The sequence below is a fragment of the Bacillus sp. FSL R9-9410 genome, assembly GCF_038050385.1.
GTDB classification, from domain to species: domain Bacteria; phylum Bacillota; class Bacilli; order Bacillales; family Bacillaceae_G; genus Bacillus_A; species Bacillus_A cereus_U.
In genome coordinates this window covers 568,245-584,158 of record NZ_JBBOTV010000001.1, presented here as the reverse complement: position 1 = coordinate 584,158, position 15,914 = coordinate 568,245, and the positions used below count along the sequence as shown (strand labels likewise).

Sequence of the window (15,914 nt, the reverse complement as noted above, 5' to 3'; positions counted from 1 at the left end):
TTTCACCCTTCCTAAAAAAGAAAAAATGAGGCAAAAATGCCTCACTTTTTATAATTAGCGTCTTCCTTTATTCGGGTCACCGCCGCCAACAATGTCAAAGACACGTTTAGCTATATTTGTATTCTCTTGAACGCCAGAGAATAAGTATTTACCTGGTCCGAATGCATATACGTTCACATCTTCACCTGTATGTCCACCCGTTGTCCAACCTGTAACCGAACGCTTATTGAAGATATCTTCAATTGCATTATCAATTTTTGTTACATCTTTTGATGGAGCTATATCATTTACAGCTTTAATTTCTTCTGGTGTTAATTGTAAATCAATATACTTTTTCAATGTTTCTTCTACATTTGCACCTTTTACAATCTCATTTGCCATAAAGTCTGGCGTACGTTTCGCAGCTTTAATCGGATCTACTTTAAAGTTATACTCACCATTCGCACCTAAAGATAATCCGCCAGTAGCATGGTCTGCCGTTGCAACAACTAATGTGTTCTTATCTTTTTTCGCAAACTCAATTGCTGCTTTAAACGCTTTTTCGAAGTCTTCCATTTCACTCATTGCACCGACAATATCATTATCATGTCCAGCCCAATCAATTTGACTACCTTCGACCATTAAGAAGAAACCATCTTTATTTTTGTTCAAGCGCTCAATCGCGGTATTTGTCATCTCTTCTAATGAAGGTGTTTTGTCAGTACGGTCAATCATTTTGTCTAAACCACCTGGTGCAAATAAGCCAAGAACTTGATCGCTTTTATCATTTAATAATTGATTACGATCTGTTACATAACTATAACCAGACTTCTTAAACTCTTCTGTAAGATTGCGGTCTTTTCTAACAAAGTTATTTACGCCACCGCCAAGCATAACATCTATTTTATGCTTACCTTTAATTTTCTCATCAAAGTAATCATTTGCAATTGCGTCCATATTTTTACGACTAATATCATGTGCACCGAATGCAGCTGGCGTTGCATGCGTAATTTCAGAAGTTGCAACGAGTCCCGTTGACTTCCCTTTTTCTTTCGCTTGCTCAAGCACTGTTTTCACTTCAGCTTTATCATTATCTACTGCAATAGCTGCGTTATATGTTTTTATACCTGCTGACATCGCAGTAGCTGCCGATGCAGAGTCTGTAATATTTTCATGTTCATCTTCTGGATATGTTTTTTGTGTTCCTACAAGATGCTTATCAAATTCTGTAGATTCCATCTCAAATGTTTTTGGATTATCTTTCATATAACGATGAGCTGTCATATATGAAGGCCCCATACCATCCCCAATTAATACAATGACATTTTTAATTTTTGCATTACTTCCGTTCTCATCTGCATTAACCTCACTAGAACGCGTAAAATTCCATGTTGCTACCGAAGTAACTGCTAACGACGCCACAACTGCAAATGGCCATGCTTTTTTTACAAACTTTTTCACTGTCTTGTCCCCCTAATTAGGTTATTCATTTCCCACTATCAAATTTAATAGAAGACTGTTAAGAGAAAATGAGTTATATGTAAATTTTTTGTTAACTTATGTAAATTCCAGTTATAATTTGTATAAGTTTGTCTTTTCGTATCAAGCATACTTCCCTTTACAAAGAAAAATATAAACATGTTGGATTTCTTTTAATACGAACCTATTATTTTACATTTCGTAATATTATTCTTATTTTTTCTAAATTTAAATAGAAATATGGTGAACTTTATGAAAACAGTAAAACTAGACGAATCTTTCATTCCAGCCTTACTCTCTCTTTGCGAATCAGTCGGGTGGTTACAGCATGCGAGTTTTATGAAAGAGCAATTCCATATGTACCTTTCCATTGGCACAATTTTTGGCTATGTACATGAGAATAAACTTATTGCAGCGGGCGGGGTCTTTTCATTTACCCCTGGATTTTCTTCTATCGGTATGTTAATCGTGCATCCTGATTTTCAAAGAAAAGGAATTGGCCGTATTTTGTTAAACAATAGCTTAAAAATAACTCATCCATCGCTCCCTATTACGCTCATTGCAACAAAAGCTGGTGAACCCTTATATGAATCTTATGGATTTCAATCAATAACAACCATTCATCGTTTCGAAAAACAAACGGCTCATATAAGTACAAATTTTTTTCCCATAAAACAAATTCAGCAGACGGATGTTCAATCTCTAATTTCTCTTGATCAAACTGCGACTGGTGCACATCGTTCTAAGCTTTATTTATCACTACTATCGAGAGCAACTTACTCCTTTAAAATAGAGCGGGATAATCAAATAGATGCTTTTGCTTTATGCATACAAAAAGGAGATGTACTATGTATCACTCCGCTTATTTCAAAAAAAGAAAAAGACGCTATTCAATTATTAGAAATGATTTGTAAATCGTGGAATGGGACGATACGCATTGATATTCCGCATTCACAATTCATTTTCCGCCAATTTCTTCAAACAGCAAATTTCCAGGAAACGCTCCTTTCACCTCTTATGATAAAGAATGGTAATCAACTTCCTGGAAATCGTAATATGCTATTTGCTATGATAGATGCAGCGTTATGTTAGAAAGGGGACACCTAATTGAAGCGATTTAGCTATTTTATGGTAGGTTGTCTTACTCTTACACTATTAGTAGGATGTAGTGCAGCAGAAAAGCCAGTAGAACAAGTAAAACAAGTTAAAAATACAATTACAGCGAAACTAGCTACTGAGGAAAAAATGGTAGAGATAGATGGCCAAACGATTTACTTTAAAAAGATTGGTGATGAAAAACCACCTTTACTTATGATCCATGGATTTGGAGGATCATCCGATGGTTTTCAAAAGATTTACTCAGATTTAGCAAAAGCTCATACGATCATTTCGGTTGATGCTTTAGGGTTCGGACGTTCCTCTAAGCCGATGGATTTTTATTATTCTTTCCCAACTCATGCAAATTTGTATTATAAGTTAATGAAAAAACTAGGGTATGACTCATTCGCAATACTGGGACATTCGATGGGCGGAGAAATTTCTCTTAATTTAACATATTTATACCCTGAAGCGGTTACCCACCTTATTTTAACTGATGCTACAGGCGGCCCTCATACGCTCGTTAATAAACAAGGTTCACCAAAACCAAAGTTGTCGAATGATTTAAGTGCCGTTTCTTCTATTGCAGATTATGATGAGAGAAAAGTTAAATTTAAGCGTAATGATGAAGAACATTATAATAAAATGAAATTATGGCCTAGACGTCTTCAAATCAATGCAAATGAAATCAAGCAACCAACTTTAATTATATGGGGAAGAAATGATAGTAGCGTTTCTTGGAAAGAAGGAGAAACTTATCATCAATTCTTAAAAAATAGCAATTTCCATATTATTGAAAAAGGTTATCATGCTCCATTTCGTCAAGAACCACAAGAATTTGTGGGATATGTAAAAGATTTCTTCGAGAAAAATCCTATAAGTGCTGAAAAATAAACGGGTATCTCATTTTGAGATACCCGTTTTCATATATTAAGCAGCTTGCTTTTGGCGTTTTTGAGTTTTTGATCCTAGTACTTTTGGAATAACGAAGCCATCAATTCCAAGTTTTCCAGCATTCATACCAGAAACAAGAACGAACATGGATAAGATAACCATTTCAGGGTTTACACCAATTGACCCACTAAACATATAGGAAAAGTTCATTACAAGACCGAAAAAGACCGCTGTTTTTGTTAAACAGCCTACAATTAAACCAATTCCAACTAAAATTTCTCCCCACGTCACAAGTGTATTAAATAAATCAACATTTGGAATTGCAAAATCTTGTAAGAATGATGCCCACCAAGTTTGAACAGCTGGTTGTGCTCCTTTAGATTTTTCAATTGCACCTTGTAAATAACCAGTTGCATCGAAGCCTTTTCCTTGTAGTTTACCGATTCCAGCCATTACCCATGTGTAACCAAGATACACTCGAATTATCGCTAATACAAAAGAAACTGCTTTGTTTTCTCTTAAAAATTGAATAATCATATCTTCCTCCTAAAGTTGTAATTAATTCAGTTACAGATAATATAATAACATTAGTTACTTACTTTTAAAATGTTAATTATGAATAATTTGTGACATGTATAAAAAACATTAAATACTAACGTTTATATAGTAACTTTTATTACCTGTAAAAACTTGAACATATCATACCACAGGTGATAATCATTTTCATTGAAGAAAATGTAAAAAAACTGTGAGTTAAATGTGAAACGCATTCATTCGAATATAAAACAAATGCATTTCATATTGTTTATATACTCGAAATGTACATGTCTCCTCATCGATTAATCTCGCTTCTCGAACAGCTTCTTCTAACGTTTTGTCATGGTTAATACGCCCGTAAAATAAGCGTATTGTAAACATAAGCACTACATTTCCATCTACATAATCTATCGATCCAACATATGATTTTACACCACTATGTAAAAAGGATTTTACTAGTTTCAACTCCCCAAACTTATACCAACCATTTACAATATGTGTAATATGCAATTTTGCATATTACTTAATTTCCGCTACGCTAAAGTATACTCTCGGTTCATTTAAGTCGTACACATCTTCCCCTAACTCTTCCATTACAAATTTCCTCTCCTATAAGTCCATTTCATATATACCCGTTTCTTTCAAAAAATCAGCTCTAGTTAAAGCGACTTTCTGTAAATATTGCCTATACGCTGTAATTGTTCCATCATGTGAAACGATACAAATTTTTTCTGCTTTTAACTGATAGCACCAGTGCAGAAATTCATCTACTATTTGCTGAAATTCCATCTCCGAGATGATATTGACTCCCTCATTCCATAACAATTCATTTGTACTTTCTTCTAATGAAAAATGCGGAAATAAATTTTTTATTATCTTTCGATCTAACAATTGATCGCACGGTAATGTTTTGGCGGATTCCCGATAAGGAAAAATACGCGGGGATATATATGGATGAACAATTTTTTGACAAGCAACTTCCGCACTCCATATTGTCGCAGTTTGTAAAGTTCGAAGTGTAGGACTAGCGATTAATATATCCTTTTCTTGTAATGATACATCGCACTGAAGCAATTTAGCCTGCTTCTTTCCCACGCCCGTCAATGGCGGATTCACCGCTTGTAAACTTAATGGTAAATCTTTCGTATGCTCACCTTCACCATGCCGAACAAAGACAAGTTTCATTCTCCTCTTCCTCTCACTAGGAAATAGTCTCACATATTTCTTCCCTATTGTTTTCTTTACTCCTGCTATTTTAAAAATCAGAATGTAAAAAGTATTTGACATCTACATTTGGAAAACATTACAATTATATATGTAAAATACTTTTTACAAGAAGAGGAGGATTACAAATATGAAATGGATTATCGCCTTTATCGGAATGGTCATATGGGGATACATAAATGGCTTTTTTAATAGTGATAAAACTGCTAATCCTTGGATTACAGATGATGAACGTGAAACAAAAATTAAGCAAAAAGCAATTATCGCAAGCTGGTCCGGTGTTTTCATGTTTTGTATCATTAACCTCTTAAACAAATGGTTAGGTTTAGGAACGAGCGATACATCACCTTACTTACCATCTTCTGTCGCAACTATTTTAAAAGAAAATGTAGAGTTACAAGTTTTACTTATGTTATTCATTACGTATGGACTATTTTACTTATACTACCGAAGAAAACTAAGCGCTTAACTTTTATCTCATGATTATCCTCCTAAATGGTTATAGTAACTAGGACGCAATGAAAAAAGGAGAGATATAAAAATGAGTAACTCAAATGACTTTTTAGATACATTACATGAAAAACAAGCAAAAGATGAACAAAATAGAAAGCGCCAAGGGAACGGAAACCCTGCGAAAAAAAAGCCAAATAAAACACATAAATAACATTGAAAAACCTGCCTGAAAATTATATTTTAGGCAGGTTTTTTTACTCGTCTTTAACCGAAACGACATCTTCCCAATTCCATTTCTCATAATACCACTCTGGCACATCTATATTTTCAATCCACTTCTTCTCATGTTTTCCATCGTTATGAGCAAGCCATACATCAGCTTTCTTACGATTTGAACGGAGCCACATTAATTGGTTGCTCTTCTTAATAAAAATAGGGTTATAATCGCCTTGGCTATTTGATGGCTTTGTAATTTGATGTTGTTCATCTGTTGTACTATTTATTTCATATAAAGACGGTAGTGGTCTTTTTTCTAGAGGGACCGATAGCTCTGCTTCCTTTGCCCTTGAAACGATAATTACATTATCGTTCTTCCATGTGAAATCCCAATCAACATAGCCTTTTGGAGTAAATGTATTTTGCTGGAGAGCCGGCAATTCTTTTATTTTTAAATGCTTATTCTCTAAAGCCACTCTCCCGCTTCCTTCAATATAGGCTAATATATTCTTTGATGGCGCCCATTTGAACCATTGTGTGTTTAATAACATTTGATCTACTGTTTCAAAACGACTGCCGTCTGATCGAATTAAGCAAAGGGTATTACTATCAGCTGACAAAGAAGCTGTTGGTACTGCCAAAAACGAAATCCATTTTTGATCTGGCGACCACTTAAATCCACTTCCAACTAATGCTAAAAAGTCATCATGCTCATTCGGTAGTGCATATAAATGCTTCATCTTATGAGGATTCATATTTGCATCCTTTTGGAAGCAAGTACGCTTCTGATGATACAAGAAACTTCTTACCATCAGGATACCATGCATAGTCACCTACACCATTAGCTACGTTTTCAAAATCTGCTTTCTTTTTTTCAGCATCAAATGTATTTAATGTGCGTGTAAATACAAAGGCAATTATATTCTCTGTTGGTGACCATTGATAATTCGATGCTTCTGATTGAGATGGTGTAACTTTCTTTCCATCTTTCAGCCGATACAGTTCAAAATGATTTCGCTTCTTTCCTTTTGCATAGGCAAGCCATTCTCCATTATGTGACCATTTCGGCCCTGCTATGTACTCTCCTTTTGTAATTTGTTTTTCTTTTTCACCGACTTTAATCCATAGATTATGATTACGAATAAAGGCAACTTTCACTCCATTATTTTCTGCGCTAGTAATAGAACTTGAACAGAAAAAAAGGCACAGAATCACGATTCCACTTACAAACCTTTTCATATAAAGCCCCCCATTTTCCCCTTTAGCATTCCTCATATTTCGCTTACTATATGCAAATTTTATCCATTCGACATAATCCCAAAAAATTTCCCGAGAAATTTTCAATTCAAAGAGGATTGGTATGAATTATGTCGAATGTATAGTTTAGCCAACATTCATTTTTATATTTAACGACAAAAATGTAAGATTATTTTTCGGAATATTGGCGCTTTTTATTAGGGGGAGTCTCAATGAAGAAAACTACATCAACACTATTAAGTATGGCGCTCGTCTTTTCGAGCTTTGGAGCATTAAGCGCCCATGCTGAATCACTGCAAAAAGAGAAGCAATTTAGCCCACAGTTAAAAGCAAATATTGAACAATGGGGAGAAAACAAAATCGCGCAAAATGTTGAAACAAAAACATCAAAAGAAATTTCAGTTATTGTAGAATTGCAGCATGCTCCACTCGCTTCACAAAGTAACATTCAACATGCTCCGGACCTACAAAATAGCAATGTGCAATCATACCATGCACAACTAAAAAAAGCACAAGAGGATACAACAAAGAAAATAAAAGAAAAAGCACCGAAAGCAACCATAAAAGAAACGTATAGTACGTTATTTTCTGGATTTTCTATTTCTATCCCAGGGGATCAAATTGCTGCTTTAGCTTCTTTACCTGAAGTAAAAGCAATTTATCCGAACTTAACATATAAGTTACATGAAACATCAAAAAGCCCAGCAGATCAAGCAACACCAAACGTTGGGGGCCCTACAGTTGGTGCACCTGAAGCTTGGAATTTAAAAGATCCAACTGGCAAACCCCTTGATGGAAAAGGAATGAAAGTCGCTATTATCGATTCAGGTGTAGACTATACCCATCCTGATTTACAAGCAAATTATATCGGTGGCTATGATACAGTCGACGAAGATAATGATCCGATGGATGGAAACGTCCACGGTACCCATGTTGCTGGAATTATTGCTGGTAACGGAAAAATAAAGGGAATTGCTCCGAATGCTTCTATACTTGCTTACCGTGTTATGAATGATGGTGGTACTGGTACGACCGAAGATATTATTCAAGGTATTGAGCGTGCTATTCAAGATGGTGCCGATGTTTTAAATCTATCTCTTGGTCAAGATTTGAATGTACCTGATCAGCCGGTAACAATGACGCTAGAACGCGCAGCAAAACTTGGGGTTACTGCAGTCGTCTCAAATGGAAATGATGGACCAAAACCTTGGTCTGTTGACGCTCCTGGTAACGCAAGTAGTGTCATCTCTGTTGGAGCATCTACAGTTTCTATTCCATTTCCAACATTCCAAGTAGCTGGTTCCAATAAATCTTACCAAGGATTACCTTTATCAAAAGCAGATTTCCAAGTAGGAAACGACGCTCAGCTTGTATATGTTGGCTACGGTAATCCAAGTGATTACGCTAAACAAGATGTGAAAGGAAAATTCGCCCTTGTTTTACAAGGAACTTCGAGCACGTTAGTAAAAGCAGAACAAGCGAAACAAGCTGGCGCTCTTGGCGTGCTACTAATTTCTAATGAAAAAGAAATTAATCTTATGCCCGAATATTTTGGACGTGAAGATGTAGCTCTTCCAGTTATGCAACTATCAAATACGAATGGTGAAGAGTTGAAAACTTTAATCACAAAACGAAAGAAAAATATAAAGATTGGACAACCAAACCAAACAGAACTTATTGGTAATTTTAGTTCAAGAGGACCCTCACAGGGAAGTTGGCTCATAAAACCTGATGTTGTTGCACCTGGAGTAAACATTACAAGCACAGTACCAAGAGGTGGATATGAATCTCACAACGGAACAAGTATGGCTGCTCCACAAGTAGCGGGAGCCGTTGCCTTGCTACGTCAAATGCATCCTGATTGGAAGACAGAGCAATTGAAAGCAGCTCTTGCCAATACTGCAAAAACATTAAAGGATGTCAATGAAAATACATATTCTGTCATGGCACAAGGATCTGGCTTAATTAATATCCCAAAAGCAGTAAAAACGGACGCATTAGTTACACCAAACAATGTAAGTTTCGGTCTAATTAAACCGAATAGCGGAAAAGTAAAATTAACACAAAATATTACATTGCAAAATCTTTCTAGCAAAAAGAAAAACTTTTCAACTCGTATTGAACTATTAGATACAAAAACGAAAGTTCAAACTTCTTTCTCTTCTTCTGTTAGCGTAAAACCTAATAGTAACATCGAAACACCTTTTACAATTACTGTAGATAGCTCCTTACCACAAGGGGTATATACAGGAAATCTATATGTAAAAGAGCAAGGAAAGACTGAAGAAATGCGTATTCCATTTACATTTAGCATTGATCCGAAAGAATACAAACGTATTGATGGCCTTGAAATCGTTAATTCTACTTTCAGTCCAAATAATGACAAAATACTAGATGACAACCTGATTAATTACTACTTAGTTACACCAGTTGAAGATGTAACGTTTCATGCTAATTTAATTACGAAAGATCGTGTAGCATATCAAGGCATGATACATCAAGGTAAAAACGAAACACCTGGTTATAAATCTTTCAAATGGAATGGTACAAAAACTGATGGGTCCCCTCTACCTGATGGCTTATACCAAATCGAAGCTGTTGCTTCTAATTCTGGAGGAGAAACGAAACAAACAGGAGCTGTGTTTGTCGATCGCACTGCACCGAAATTATCGTCTGAAGTAGATCAAGAAAACCTCATAATTAGAGGAAAAGTAGATGATATACTTTTAGATTGGATGACAGAATCCGGATGGGTTGCTCCAGGACATCCAGTAACGATACAGTATGAAATTAATGGAAATGGCGTATGGGAGAACGCATTCCTGAACCATTGGGAGAAAAACTATGAAATTTATTTCGATCGTAATCAATTACAACAAGGAAAAAATACAATTCATATTGTAGCAACCGATGCAGCTGGAAATACATCTAATTTAAACGTTGATTTAGAAGTGAAATAATAAAATTATTGTTGACAAGCTTTTAAATATAGTTTTATAATACAAAACATAGTTTAGTTGAACGAATTATATATCGGCTTTGAAGGAATACTAGTAGCGACTTATATCCCTGTCTCAGAGAACTGATGGTTGGTGCGAATCAGTACATATACAAGCGTGAATTACAATTCTGGAGCTTCTTTCCCGTAATGCTTTTTATGCATGAAGAGAAAGACGGATCTTTCCGTTATCTTAAAGTAAGTGGTAAACAATTAATTGTTTACAAATAGGGTGGTACCGCGATTTTTATCGTCCCTATCGGATTTTCCGATAGGGGCTTTTTTGCGTCCTTCCCTTTAAATAACTTCATATATACGCGTTGAAAGAATCGCAGTAGTATCTTGTATCCCTGTTTCAGAGAGCTAATGGTCGGTGGAAATTAGCACATATATAAGTACGAATTACAATTCTGGAGCTTCTTTTTCGTAGTGCTTTTATGCATGAAGGAAAAGACGGAGTTTTTCCGTTATCATTAGTTGAGATGTAAGTACCTTTTCACTTACAAATAGGGTGGTACCGCGACTTTTTCGCCCCTATCGGATTTTCCGATAGGGGCTTTTTCTATTTCTCACACAAACAGTTGTTAAATAATTCCGAATCTTATGATAAGATTTTATAAGCGCTTACATTTTTTGAAAGGGAGGTGATGCAATCTATACGAACCGGTATTCATTTTTATAGAAAAAAGGAGGATGTCTAAATGACAAAGAAAACAGAAATTCCATCACATTTAAAACCATTCGTATCCACACAGCATTATGATCAATACACACCGGTGAATCACGCTGTTTGGCGTTACATTATGAAACAAAACCATAACTTCTTAAAAGATGTTGCTCATCCCGCCTATGTTAATGGACTACAATCATCTGGTATTAATATAGATGCGATTCCAAAAGTAGAAGAAATGAATGACTGTTTAGCACCAAGCGGCTGGGGCGCCGTAACGATTGATGGGCTTATTCCCGGCGTAGCATTCTTTGATTTTCAGGGGCACGGATTACTACCAATCGCAACAGATATTCGTAAAGTAGAAAATATCGAGTATACACCAGCTCCTGATATCGTTCATGAAGCAGCAGGACACGCACCGATTTTACTTGATCGTACATATGCAAACTATGTGAAACGCTTTGGGCAAATTGGAGCGAAAGCTTTCTCCACTAAAGAAGAACATGAAGCTTTTGAAGCTGTTCGTACATTAACGATCGTAAAAGAAAGCCCGACTTCTACACCTGAAGAAGTTGCAGCTGCTGAAAATGCTGTAATCGAAAAACAAAACTTAGTTTCTGGTTTATCAGAAGCAGAACAAATTTCACGTCTATTCTGGTGGACAGTGGAATACGGCTTAATCGGTAATATAGATGACCCCAAAATTTACGGTGCTGGTCTCCTTTCCTCTGTCGGTGAAAGTAAGCATTGTTTAACAGATGCTGTAAAGAAAGTTCCATTCTCAATTGAAGCTTGCACCGGGACAACTTATGACGTAACAAAAATGCAGCCACAGCTATTTGTTTGTGAATCATTTGAAGAGTTGACTGAGGCACTTGAGCAGTTCTCTACAACGATGGCATTTAAAACAGGTGGCACAGAAGGATTAGAAAAAGCAATCCGCTCCGAAAATCATGCTACAACTGAGCTAAGTAGTGGATTACAAATTACGGGTACATTTACAGAGACAATTAAAAATGATACTGGTGAAGTTATTTACACACGAACAAGCTCACCAACTGCATTAGCAATTCATAATAAACAACTAGCAAATCATTCTACATCTGTACACAGCGATGGATTCGGGACACCAATCGGATTACTAGATGGAGATATTGCATTAGAAAATTGTACAGAAGAACAATTACAATCATTAGGCATTACAATTGGAAACAGTGCAGAGTTTACTTTTGAAAGTGGCATTCATGTAAAAGGAACAGTAACAGACATTGTAAGGAATGATAAAAAAATTGCTCTTATCTCCTTTATAAATTGTGCGGTTACTCATAAAGATCGCTTATTATTTGATCCTTCATGGGGAGCATTTGATATGGCTGTCGGCTCACAAATCACTTCTGTATTCCCAGGAGCGGCAGATGCGGCTGCATTTTTCCCGATAGATGAAGAAGTACAAGAAACTCCTGATCCACTTGTACTGAATGAGCTTGAACGTATGTATCAAACAGTTCGAGATATACGTAACGATAGTATTTTACACGATACTCATATTGATCAATTAATAGCTATTCAAGAAGTATTAAATAAATTTCATCCGAAAGAATGGTTGCTTCGTCTTGAAATTTTAGAATTGCTTTTAGAACATAATAAAGGCCATGAAGCATCAGCAGCATTATTACAACAACTTTCTACTTTCACAACTGAAGAATCTGTAACACGTCTTATTAACAATGGTCTTGCGCTACTGCAGGTAAAGGATGTGAAAAATGATGCTACGATTAACTAATGAAGAAGTACAAGAGGAATTAACAAAGCTGGATAAATGGACAGTGAAAGATGAAAAATGGATTGAAAGGAAATATATGTTTTCCGACTACTTAAAAGGAGTCGAATTTGTCTCTGAAGCCGCCAAACTATCAGAAGAACATAATCACCATCCATTTATCCTTATTCAGTATAAAGCAGTCATTATTACATTGTCATCATGGAATGCAAAAGGTTTAACTAAACTAGATTTTGACCTTGCAAAGCAATTTGATGAACTGTTTTTACAAAATGAAAAAGCGATTATAAGAAAGTAAAAAAAGAGAAGCCTTTTTTAGGCTTCTCCTTTCACTTTAAAATGTATACAATGTCCAAACGGATCCTCTGCCTGTAACACTCCATCTTTATACGTAGCAACCACGCCAATATATTTTAAGCTTTCACATACTTGCTCTTTTTGTTTTTCATCTGCTAGTACAATGGTGAAATATTTCAAGCCAACGGAATTTGGCATTTGTGGTGGTATATCCTCACCTTGCCATGTATTTAGACCGATATGATGATGATAACCACCTGCTGATACGAACAATGCTCCATTACGAGCTGGGATTGTTACATCAAAACCAAGACCATCAACATAGAAACGTTTCGCTTCTTCTAAGTCAGCTACATGTAAATGAATATGCCCCATCACAGTACCAGCCGGGAACCCATTCCATGTACTTCCTTGCTGTAATAATCCTTCGCCGTCTAACGGGTTACTAACAAATGGTAGCTCTCCATTTTCATCATGCCAAACTTCCTTTTGGCGATCATGATAAATTTCAATCCCGTTTCCATCTGGATCAGCTAAATAAAGAGCTTCACTAAAGTAATGGTCAGCCCCACCATGTAAGGGGTGTACTTTCTCAACAAAATGACGAAGAATATTTGCTAAGTCTTGTCTGTTTGGTAATAAAATTGCATAGTGATATAAACCAGTTCGACCTCTTTGCTTCGGAAGAGCGTCTTCCTTTTCTTCTATTATGAGAAGTGGCTCATTTTCCTCATTACCAAACGTAACGATTGTACTTTTTTCTTCCAGTACCTTCATACGCAATACTTCTGTATAAAACTCTAGCGATTTCTTTAAATTTGATACATATAAATGAACAACCTCAAGTGTTGTTTCGGGATGAAGTGGCAAGCCCATTTTGTTATACCCCCATTTTAATTAATTCTTCTTTAACATTTTCTCTTTTAAGAAATTATCTACAAAACCATCAGCTTTCGCAACAAATAAGTATGCACCCATCGCTAATAATGCAAGTTCTAACTCAAACCCAGGATTTTTTCCGTCTCCTAACAAGCCAGCTGACCATTTTACTTTCACAATCGCTCCAACCATAACAAGTGCAAATAATAAGCCAATATATCTTACACCTAAACCTAGAATTAACAATAGACCTCCAACTAATTCAACTGTTGCTACACCGTATGCAAGTCCTCCTGGTAAACCAATGCTTGTAAACCACCCTGCAATATTGTCAATTCCTGATTGGAATTTTGTTAAACCGTGCATAAAGAACGTTACCCCTAACACGATACGAATAATTAAGTTACCAATATGTTGATTCATTTCATTCTCTCCTTTATAGTTTTCTTATACAAAACTTTTATTTATATTACAAAACATACACTAATTATTTTTATTCGTCAATTCATTTTTCATGAGAAAAAATATTTTTTTTTTGCTATGATACAAATAGTTGTTTACAAAAAGGAGCATGATTTTATGAATATCGGTTCTGCGATTCGTGAAATTCGTCAACGTAGAGGAATTACGATTGCCCAAATTTGTGAAGGAACAGGTCTTTCTAAAGGCTTTATGAGTCAGGTTGAAAACAATAAAACCTCACCATCTATCTCAACTTTAGAAATGATTGCTAATTTTTTAAATGTTCCCCTTCCATATTTATTGTTAGAACAAAAAGATCGTTTGAAAATTATAAAAAAAGAAGAGCGTAAATACAGTGTGTATGGAAAAGATGAACAAAGAATTGAGCATGTTGCGGAGCAAGGTGGCCTTCGCCTAAATCTCGTAGAAATTTCTGCCGGATTCCCGAAGGAAAACTCGCCAAATGCTCATGAAGGCGAAGAGTGTCATCTTGTATTACGCGGAAAACTGGAAGTTCAACATGGTGAAGATATTGCAATTGTAGAAGAAGGTGACTCTTTCTCCTGGAATGCATGCGTTCCCCATATTGTTCGTAATATAGGTGAAGAATCTGCATTATTACTTATCTCTAGTCATGCGGAAAATCGAAAACGAGTTTACTAATTAATAAAAAAGAAGCCTGTTTCGTAACAGGCTTCTTTTTTATTCCCTTATAATTCCATAACTTGTCCCAACTAGTACGGTCTTTTCATGTTGATTGCGATAAACTGACTCAATTGAAACTTTTTTATATCCTTCCATTTGCTCAATATTTGTTAATGTTAATTCACAAGTAATCGTATCACCTGTAAAAACTGGTCTAATGAACTCACTTACTAATTCCCTCGCTATGTAATGTAACTCTTCTCCTACTTTCGTACCAATGCTAGCAGTCAATAGACCATGAACCATTAATCGTCCATTCTCATCATATTCCATATGATGTCTACCTTTATCGCCTGTAATATTTGCAAATTCAAAAACTTCTTCCTCAGTAAACCTTCTTTCGTACTTAAATACATCTCCAACTTTTACATTCATTTTTATCCCCCGTTTAATAAACTGAATTTTCTTTAATTTTATCACAAAATAAGTCTCCGTTCAGTTTATATTATTAAAATAGCGATCCTTTTTCTTCACTACCTTATAATTTTATCGATGCCCATCCCTTTTTGCCACTTGATACCCATAATACGCACATGTTCCATTTCTTGATAACTCTCTTACTTCAAAACCACAACTTTTATAAAAATCAAAATTGCTAGCGGATGTATGCGCAAACCAATCGCCATGCGGAAGCTTTTGTAAACAAAGAGCTACAAGTTTCTTACCTAACCCTTTTCCCCTATACTCACACTTCACAACTAAATTCACTATGTTAGCGACCATGATTTGATCAGAAATCACTCTAACCATCGCGACCATTTCTTCTTCATCCCAAATTGTGAAAGCCCATGTGGAATTTTCAAATGCTATCGTAAATTTTTCAATTTGCCAAGAAGGGATATTATCATTACTCCAACCGGCATCTTCGAATAAAGTTTTAATTGCATATGCTGGTACACCGTTCGTTCCCTCACGAATAATAAGTCCATTATGGTAAATATACATGTAATCCCCCCTTTATTTTTTATATACCATTCTCCAAA

General features: G+C 35.7%; 15 protein-coding genes, 2 pseudogenes and 2 other annotated features. Of the genes and pseudogenes, 8 read left to right on the top strand and 9 right to left on the bottom strand.

The window, feature by feature from the left end; all coding sequences use genetic code 11:
- Positions 1-54: 54 nt before the first annotated feature.
- Positions 55-1,440 carry an alkaline phosphatase gene (locus MKX77_RS03185; protein WP_215554237.1) on the bottom strand — a complete coding sequence of 462 codons (1,386 nt, stop codon included), beginning with the start codon at positions 1,438-1,440 and terminating at the stop codon, positions 55-57.
- A 270-nt stretch (positions 1,441-1,710) separates the two neighbouring features.
- Here MKX77_RS03185 and MKX77_RS03180 point away from each other — a divergent pair, with 270 nt between their 5' ends.
- Both MKX77_RS03180 and MKX77_RS03175 read left to right on the top strand, forming a co-directional pair.
- Positions 1,711-2,550 carry a GNAT family N-acetyltransferase gene (locus MKX77_RS03180; RefSeq protein WP_341305820.1) on the top strand — a complete coding sequence of 280 codons (840 nt, stop codon included), beginning with the start codon at positions 1,711-1,713 and terminating at the stop codon, positions 2,548-2,550.
- Between the two features lie 15 nt (positions 2,551-2,565).
- Positions 2,566-3,450: an alpha/beta fold hydrolase gene (locus tag MKX77_RS03175; protein WP_341305819.1), complete on the top strand. Its 885-nt coding sequence runs from the start codon at positions 2,566-2,568 to the stop codon at positions 3,448-3,450.
- Between the two features lie 36 nt (positions 3,451-3,486).
- Here MKX77_RS03175 and MKX77_RS03170 read toward each other — a convergent pair whose 3' ends face one another.
- The 3 genes and pseudogenes from MKX77_RS03170 to MKX77_RS03160 form a co-directional block, all read right to left on the bottom strand.
- Positions 3,487-3,987, bottom strand: coding sequence for a DoxX family protein (locus MKX77_RS03170; RefSeq protein ID WP_341305818.1), 501 nt, complete (start codon positions 3,985-3,987; stop codon positions 3,487-3,489).
- Between the two features lie 216 nt (positions 3,988-4,203).
- Positions 4,204-4,596 (bottom strand): annotated as a pseudogene (locus MKX77_RS03165) (hypothetical protein); the annotation flags it as partial.
- Complete coding sequence (locus MKX77_RS03160; protein WP_341305817.1) at positions 4,597-5,172, bottom strand: histidine phosphatase family protein; 576 nt, start codon at positions 5,170-5,172, stop codon at positions 4,597-4,599.
- Positions 5,173-5,341: 169 nt separating this feature from the next.
- On the opposite strand from MKX77_RS03160, the gene MKX77_RS03155 reads away from it, so the two are divergent.
- Complete coding sequence (locus MKX77_RS03155; RefSeq protein WP_341305816.1) at positions 5,342-5,680, top strand: phosphoglycerate mutase; 339 nt, start codon at positions 5,342-5,344, stop codon at positions 5,678-5,680.
- Between the two features lie 72 nt (positions 5,681-5,752).
- Positions 5,753-5,875: a DUF4023 domain-containing protein gene (locus tag MKX77_RS03150; protein ID WP_000071861.1), complete on the top strand. Its 123-nt coding sequence runs from the start codon at positions 5,753-5,755 to the stop codon at positions 5,873-5,875.
- Between the two features lie 43 nt (positions 5,876-5,918).
- Here MKX77_RS03150 and MKX77_RS03145 read toward each other — a convergent pair.
- Positions 5,919-7,119 (bottom strand): annotated as a pseudogene (locus MKX77_RS03145) (TolB family protein).
- A 230-nt stretch (positions 7,120-7,349) separates the two neighbouring features.
- Here MKX77_RS03145 and MKX77_RS03140 point away from each other — a divergent pair.
- The 3 genes from MKX77_RS03140 to MKX77_RS03130 all read left to right on the top strand — a co-directional run bounded on the left by MKX77_RS03140 (position 7,350) and on the right by MKX77_RS03130 (position 12,886).
- A complete protein-coding gene (locus MKX77_RS03140; RefSeq protein WP_341305815.1) occupies positions 7,350-10,097 on the top strand; it encodes a S8 family peptidase in 2,748 nt (915 codons plus the stop codon).
- Between the two features lie 70 nt (positions 10,098-10,167).
- Positions 10,168-10,396 (top strand) — a binding site (T-box leader).
- 50 nt (positions 10,397-10,446) lie between these two features.
- Positions 10,447-10,674 (top strand) — a binding site (T-box leader).
- A 162-nt stretch (positions 10,675-10,836) separates the two neighbouring features.
- Positions 10,837-12,591 (top strand): aromatic amino acid hydroxylase, encoded by a 1,755-nt coding sequence (locus MKX77_RS03135; RefSeq protein WP_341305814.1) that lies wholly within the window; start codon positions 10,837-10,839, stop codon positions 12,589-12,591.
- Positions 12,572-12,886, top strand: coding sequence for a 4a-hydroxytetrahydrobiopterin dehydratase (locus tag MKX77_RS03130; RefSeq protein WP_002167644.1), 315 nt, complete (start codon positions 12,572-12,574; stop codon positions 12,884-12,886). The genes MKX77_RS03135 and MKX77_RS03130 overlap by 20 nt, the downstream gene beginning before the upstream one ends.
- A gap of 17 nt (positions 12,887-12,903) precedes the next feature.
- Here MKX77_RS03130 and MKX77_RS03125 read toward each other — a convergent pair whose 3' ends face one another.
- Together MKX77_RS03125 and MKX77_RS03120 are read right to left on the bottom strand one after the other, a co-directional pair.
- A complete protein-coding gene (locus MKX77_RS03125) occupies positions 12,904-13,761 on the bottom strand; it encodes a VOC family protein (protein WP_215554248.1) in 858 nt (285 codons plus the stop codon).
- Positions 13,762-13,782: 21 nt separating this feature from the next.
- Positions 13,783-14,187, bottom strand: a complete 405-nt coding sequence (locus tag MKX77_RS03120; protein WP_070144931.1) for a DoxX family protein — start codon at positions 14,185-14,187, stop codon at positions 13,783-13,785.
- Between the two features lie 156 nt (positions 14,188-14,343).
- Between MKX77_RS03120 and MKX77_RS03115 the strand changes: the two genes are divergently transcribed.
- Positions 14,344-14,889 carry a helix-turn-helix domain-containing protein gene (locus MKX77_RS03115; protein ID WP_088099534.1) on the top strand — a complete coding sequence of 182 codons (546 nt, stop codon included), beginning with the start codon at positions 14,344-14,346 and terminating at the stop codon, positions 14,887-14,889.
- Between the two features lie 39 nt (positions 14,890-14,928).
- Here the strand turns inward: MKX77_RS03115 and MKX77_RS03110 are convergent, their stop codons facing one another.
- Positions 14,929-15,306 carry a MaoC/PaaZ C-terminal domain-containing protein gene (locus tag MKX77_RS03110; RefSeq protein WP_002160412.1) on the bottom strand — a complete coding sequence of 126 codons (378 nt, stop codon included), beginning with the start codon at positions 15,304-15,306 and terminating at the stop codon, positions 14,929-14,931.
- A 111-nt stretch (positions 15,307-15,417) separates the two neighbouring features.
- The gene (locus MKX77_RS03105; RefSeq protein WP_341305813.1) at positions 15,418-15,876 is read right to left on the bottom strand and encodes a GNAT family N-acetyltransferase; all 459 of its coding nucleotides are present in this window, start codon (positions 15,874-15,876) and stop codon (positions 15,418-15,420) included.
- Positions 15,877-15,914: the final 38 nt, after the last annotated feature.

Excerpts from the sequence above, each read along its gene's own strand:
- MKX77_RS03140 (WP_341305815.1), top strand. The coding sequence starts at position 7,350 with ATGAAGAAAACTACATCAACACTATTAAGTATGGCGCTCGTCTTTTCG.
- MKX77_RS03170 (WP_341305818.1), bottom strand. The coding sequence starts at position 3,987 with ATGATTATTCAATTTTTAAGAGAAAACAAAGCAGTTTCTTTTGTATTA.
- MKX77_RS03120 (WP_070144931.1), bottom strand. The coding sequence starts at position 14,187 with ATGAATCAACATATTGGTAACTTAATTATTCGTATCGTGTTAGGGGTA.
- MKX77_RS03130 (WP_002167644.1), top strand. The coding sequence starts at position 12,572 with ATGATGCTACGATTAACTAATGAAGAAGTACAAGAGGAATTAACAAAG.
- MKX77_RS03160 (WP_341305817.1), bottom strand. The coding sequence starts at position 5,172 with ATGAAACTTGTCTTTGTTCGGCATGGTGAAGGTGAGCATACGAAAGAT.
- MKX77_RS03105 (WP_341305813.1), bottom strand. The coding sequence starts at position 15,876 with ATGTATATTTACCATAATGGACTTATTATTCGTGAGGGAACGAACGGT.
- MKX77_RS03180 (WP_341305820.1), top strand. The coding sequence starts at position 1,711 with ATGAAAACAGTAAAACTAGACGAATCTTTCATTCCAGCCTTACTCTCT.
- MKX77_RS03135 (WP_341305814.1), top strand. The coding sequence starts at position 10,837 with ATGACAAAGAAAACAGAAATTCCATCACATTTAAAACCATTCGTATCC.
- MKX77_RS03125 (WP_215554248.1), bottom strand. The coding sequence starts at position 13,761 with ATGGGCTTGCCACTTCATCCCGAAACAACACTTGAGGTTGTTCATTTA.
- MKX77_RS03150 (WP_000071861.1), top strand. The coding sequence starts at position 5,753 with ATGAGTAACTCAAATGACTTTTTAGATACATTACATGAAAAACAAGCA.
- MKX77_RS03115 (WP_088099534.1), top strand. The coding sequence starts at position 14,344 with ATGAATATCGGTTCTGCGATTCGTGAAATTCGTCAACGTAGAGGAATT.
- MKX77_RS03110 (WP_002160412.1), bottom strand. The coding sequence starts at position 15,306 with ATGAATGTAAAAGTTGGAGATGTATTTAAGTACGAAAGAAGGTTTACT.
- MKX77_RS03155 (WP_341305816.1), top strand. The coding sequence starts at position 5,342 with ATGAAATGGATTATCGCCTTTATCGGAATGGTCATATGGGGATACATA.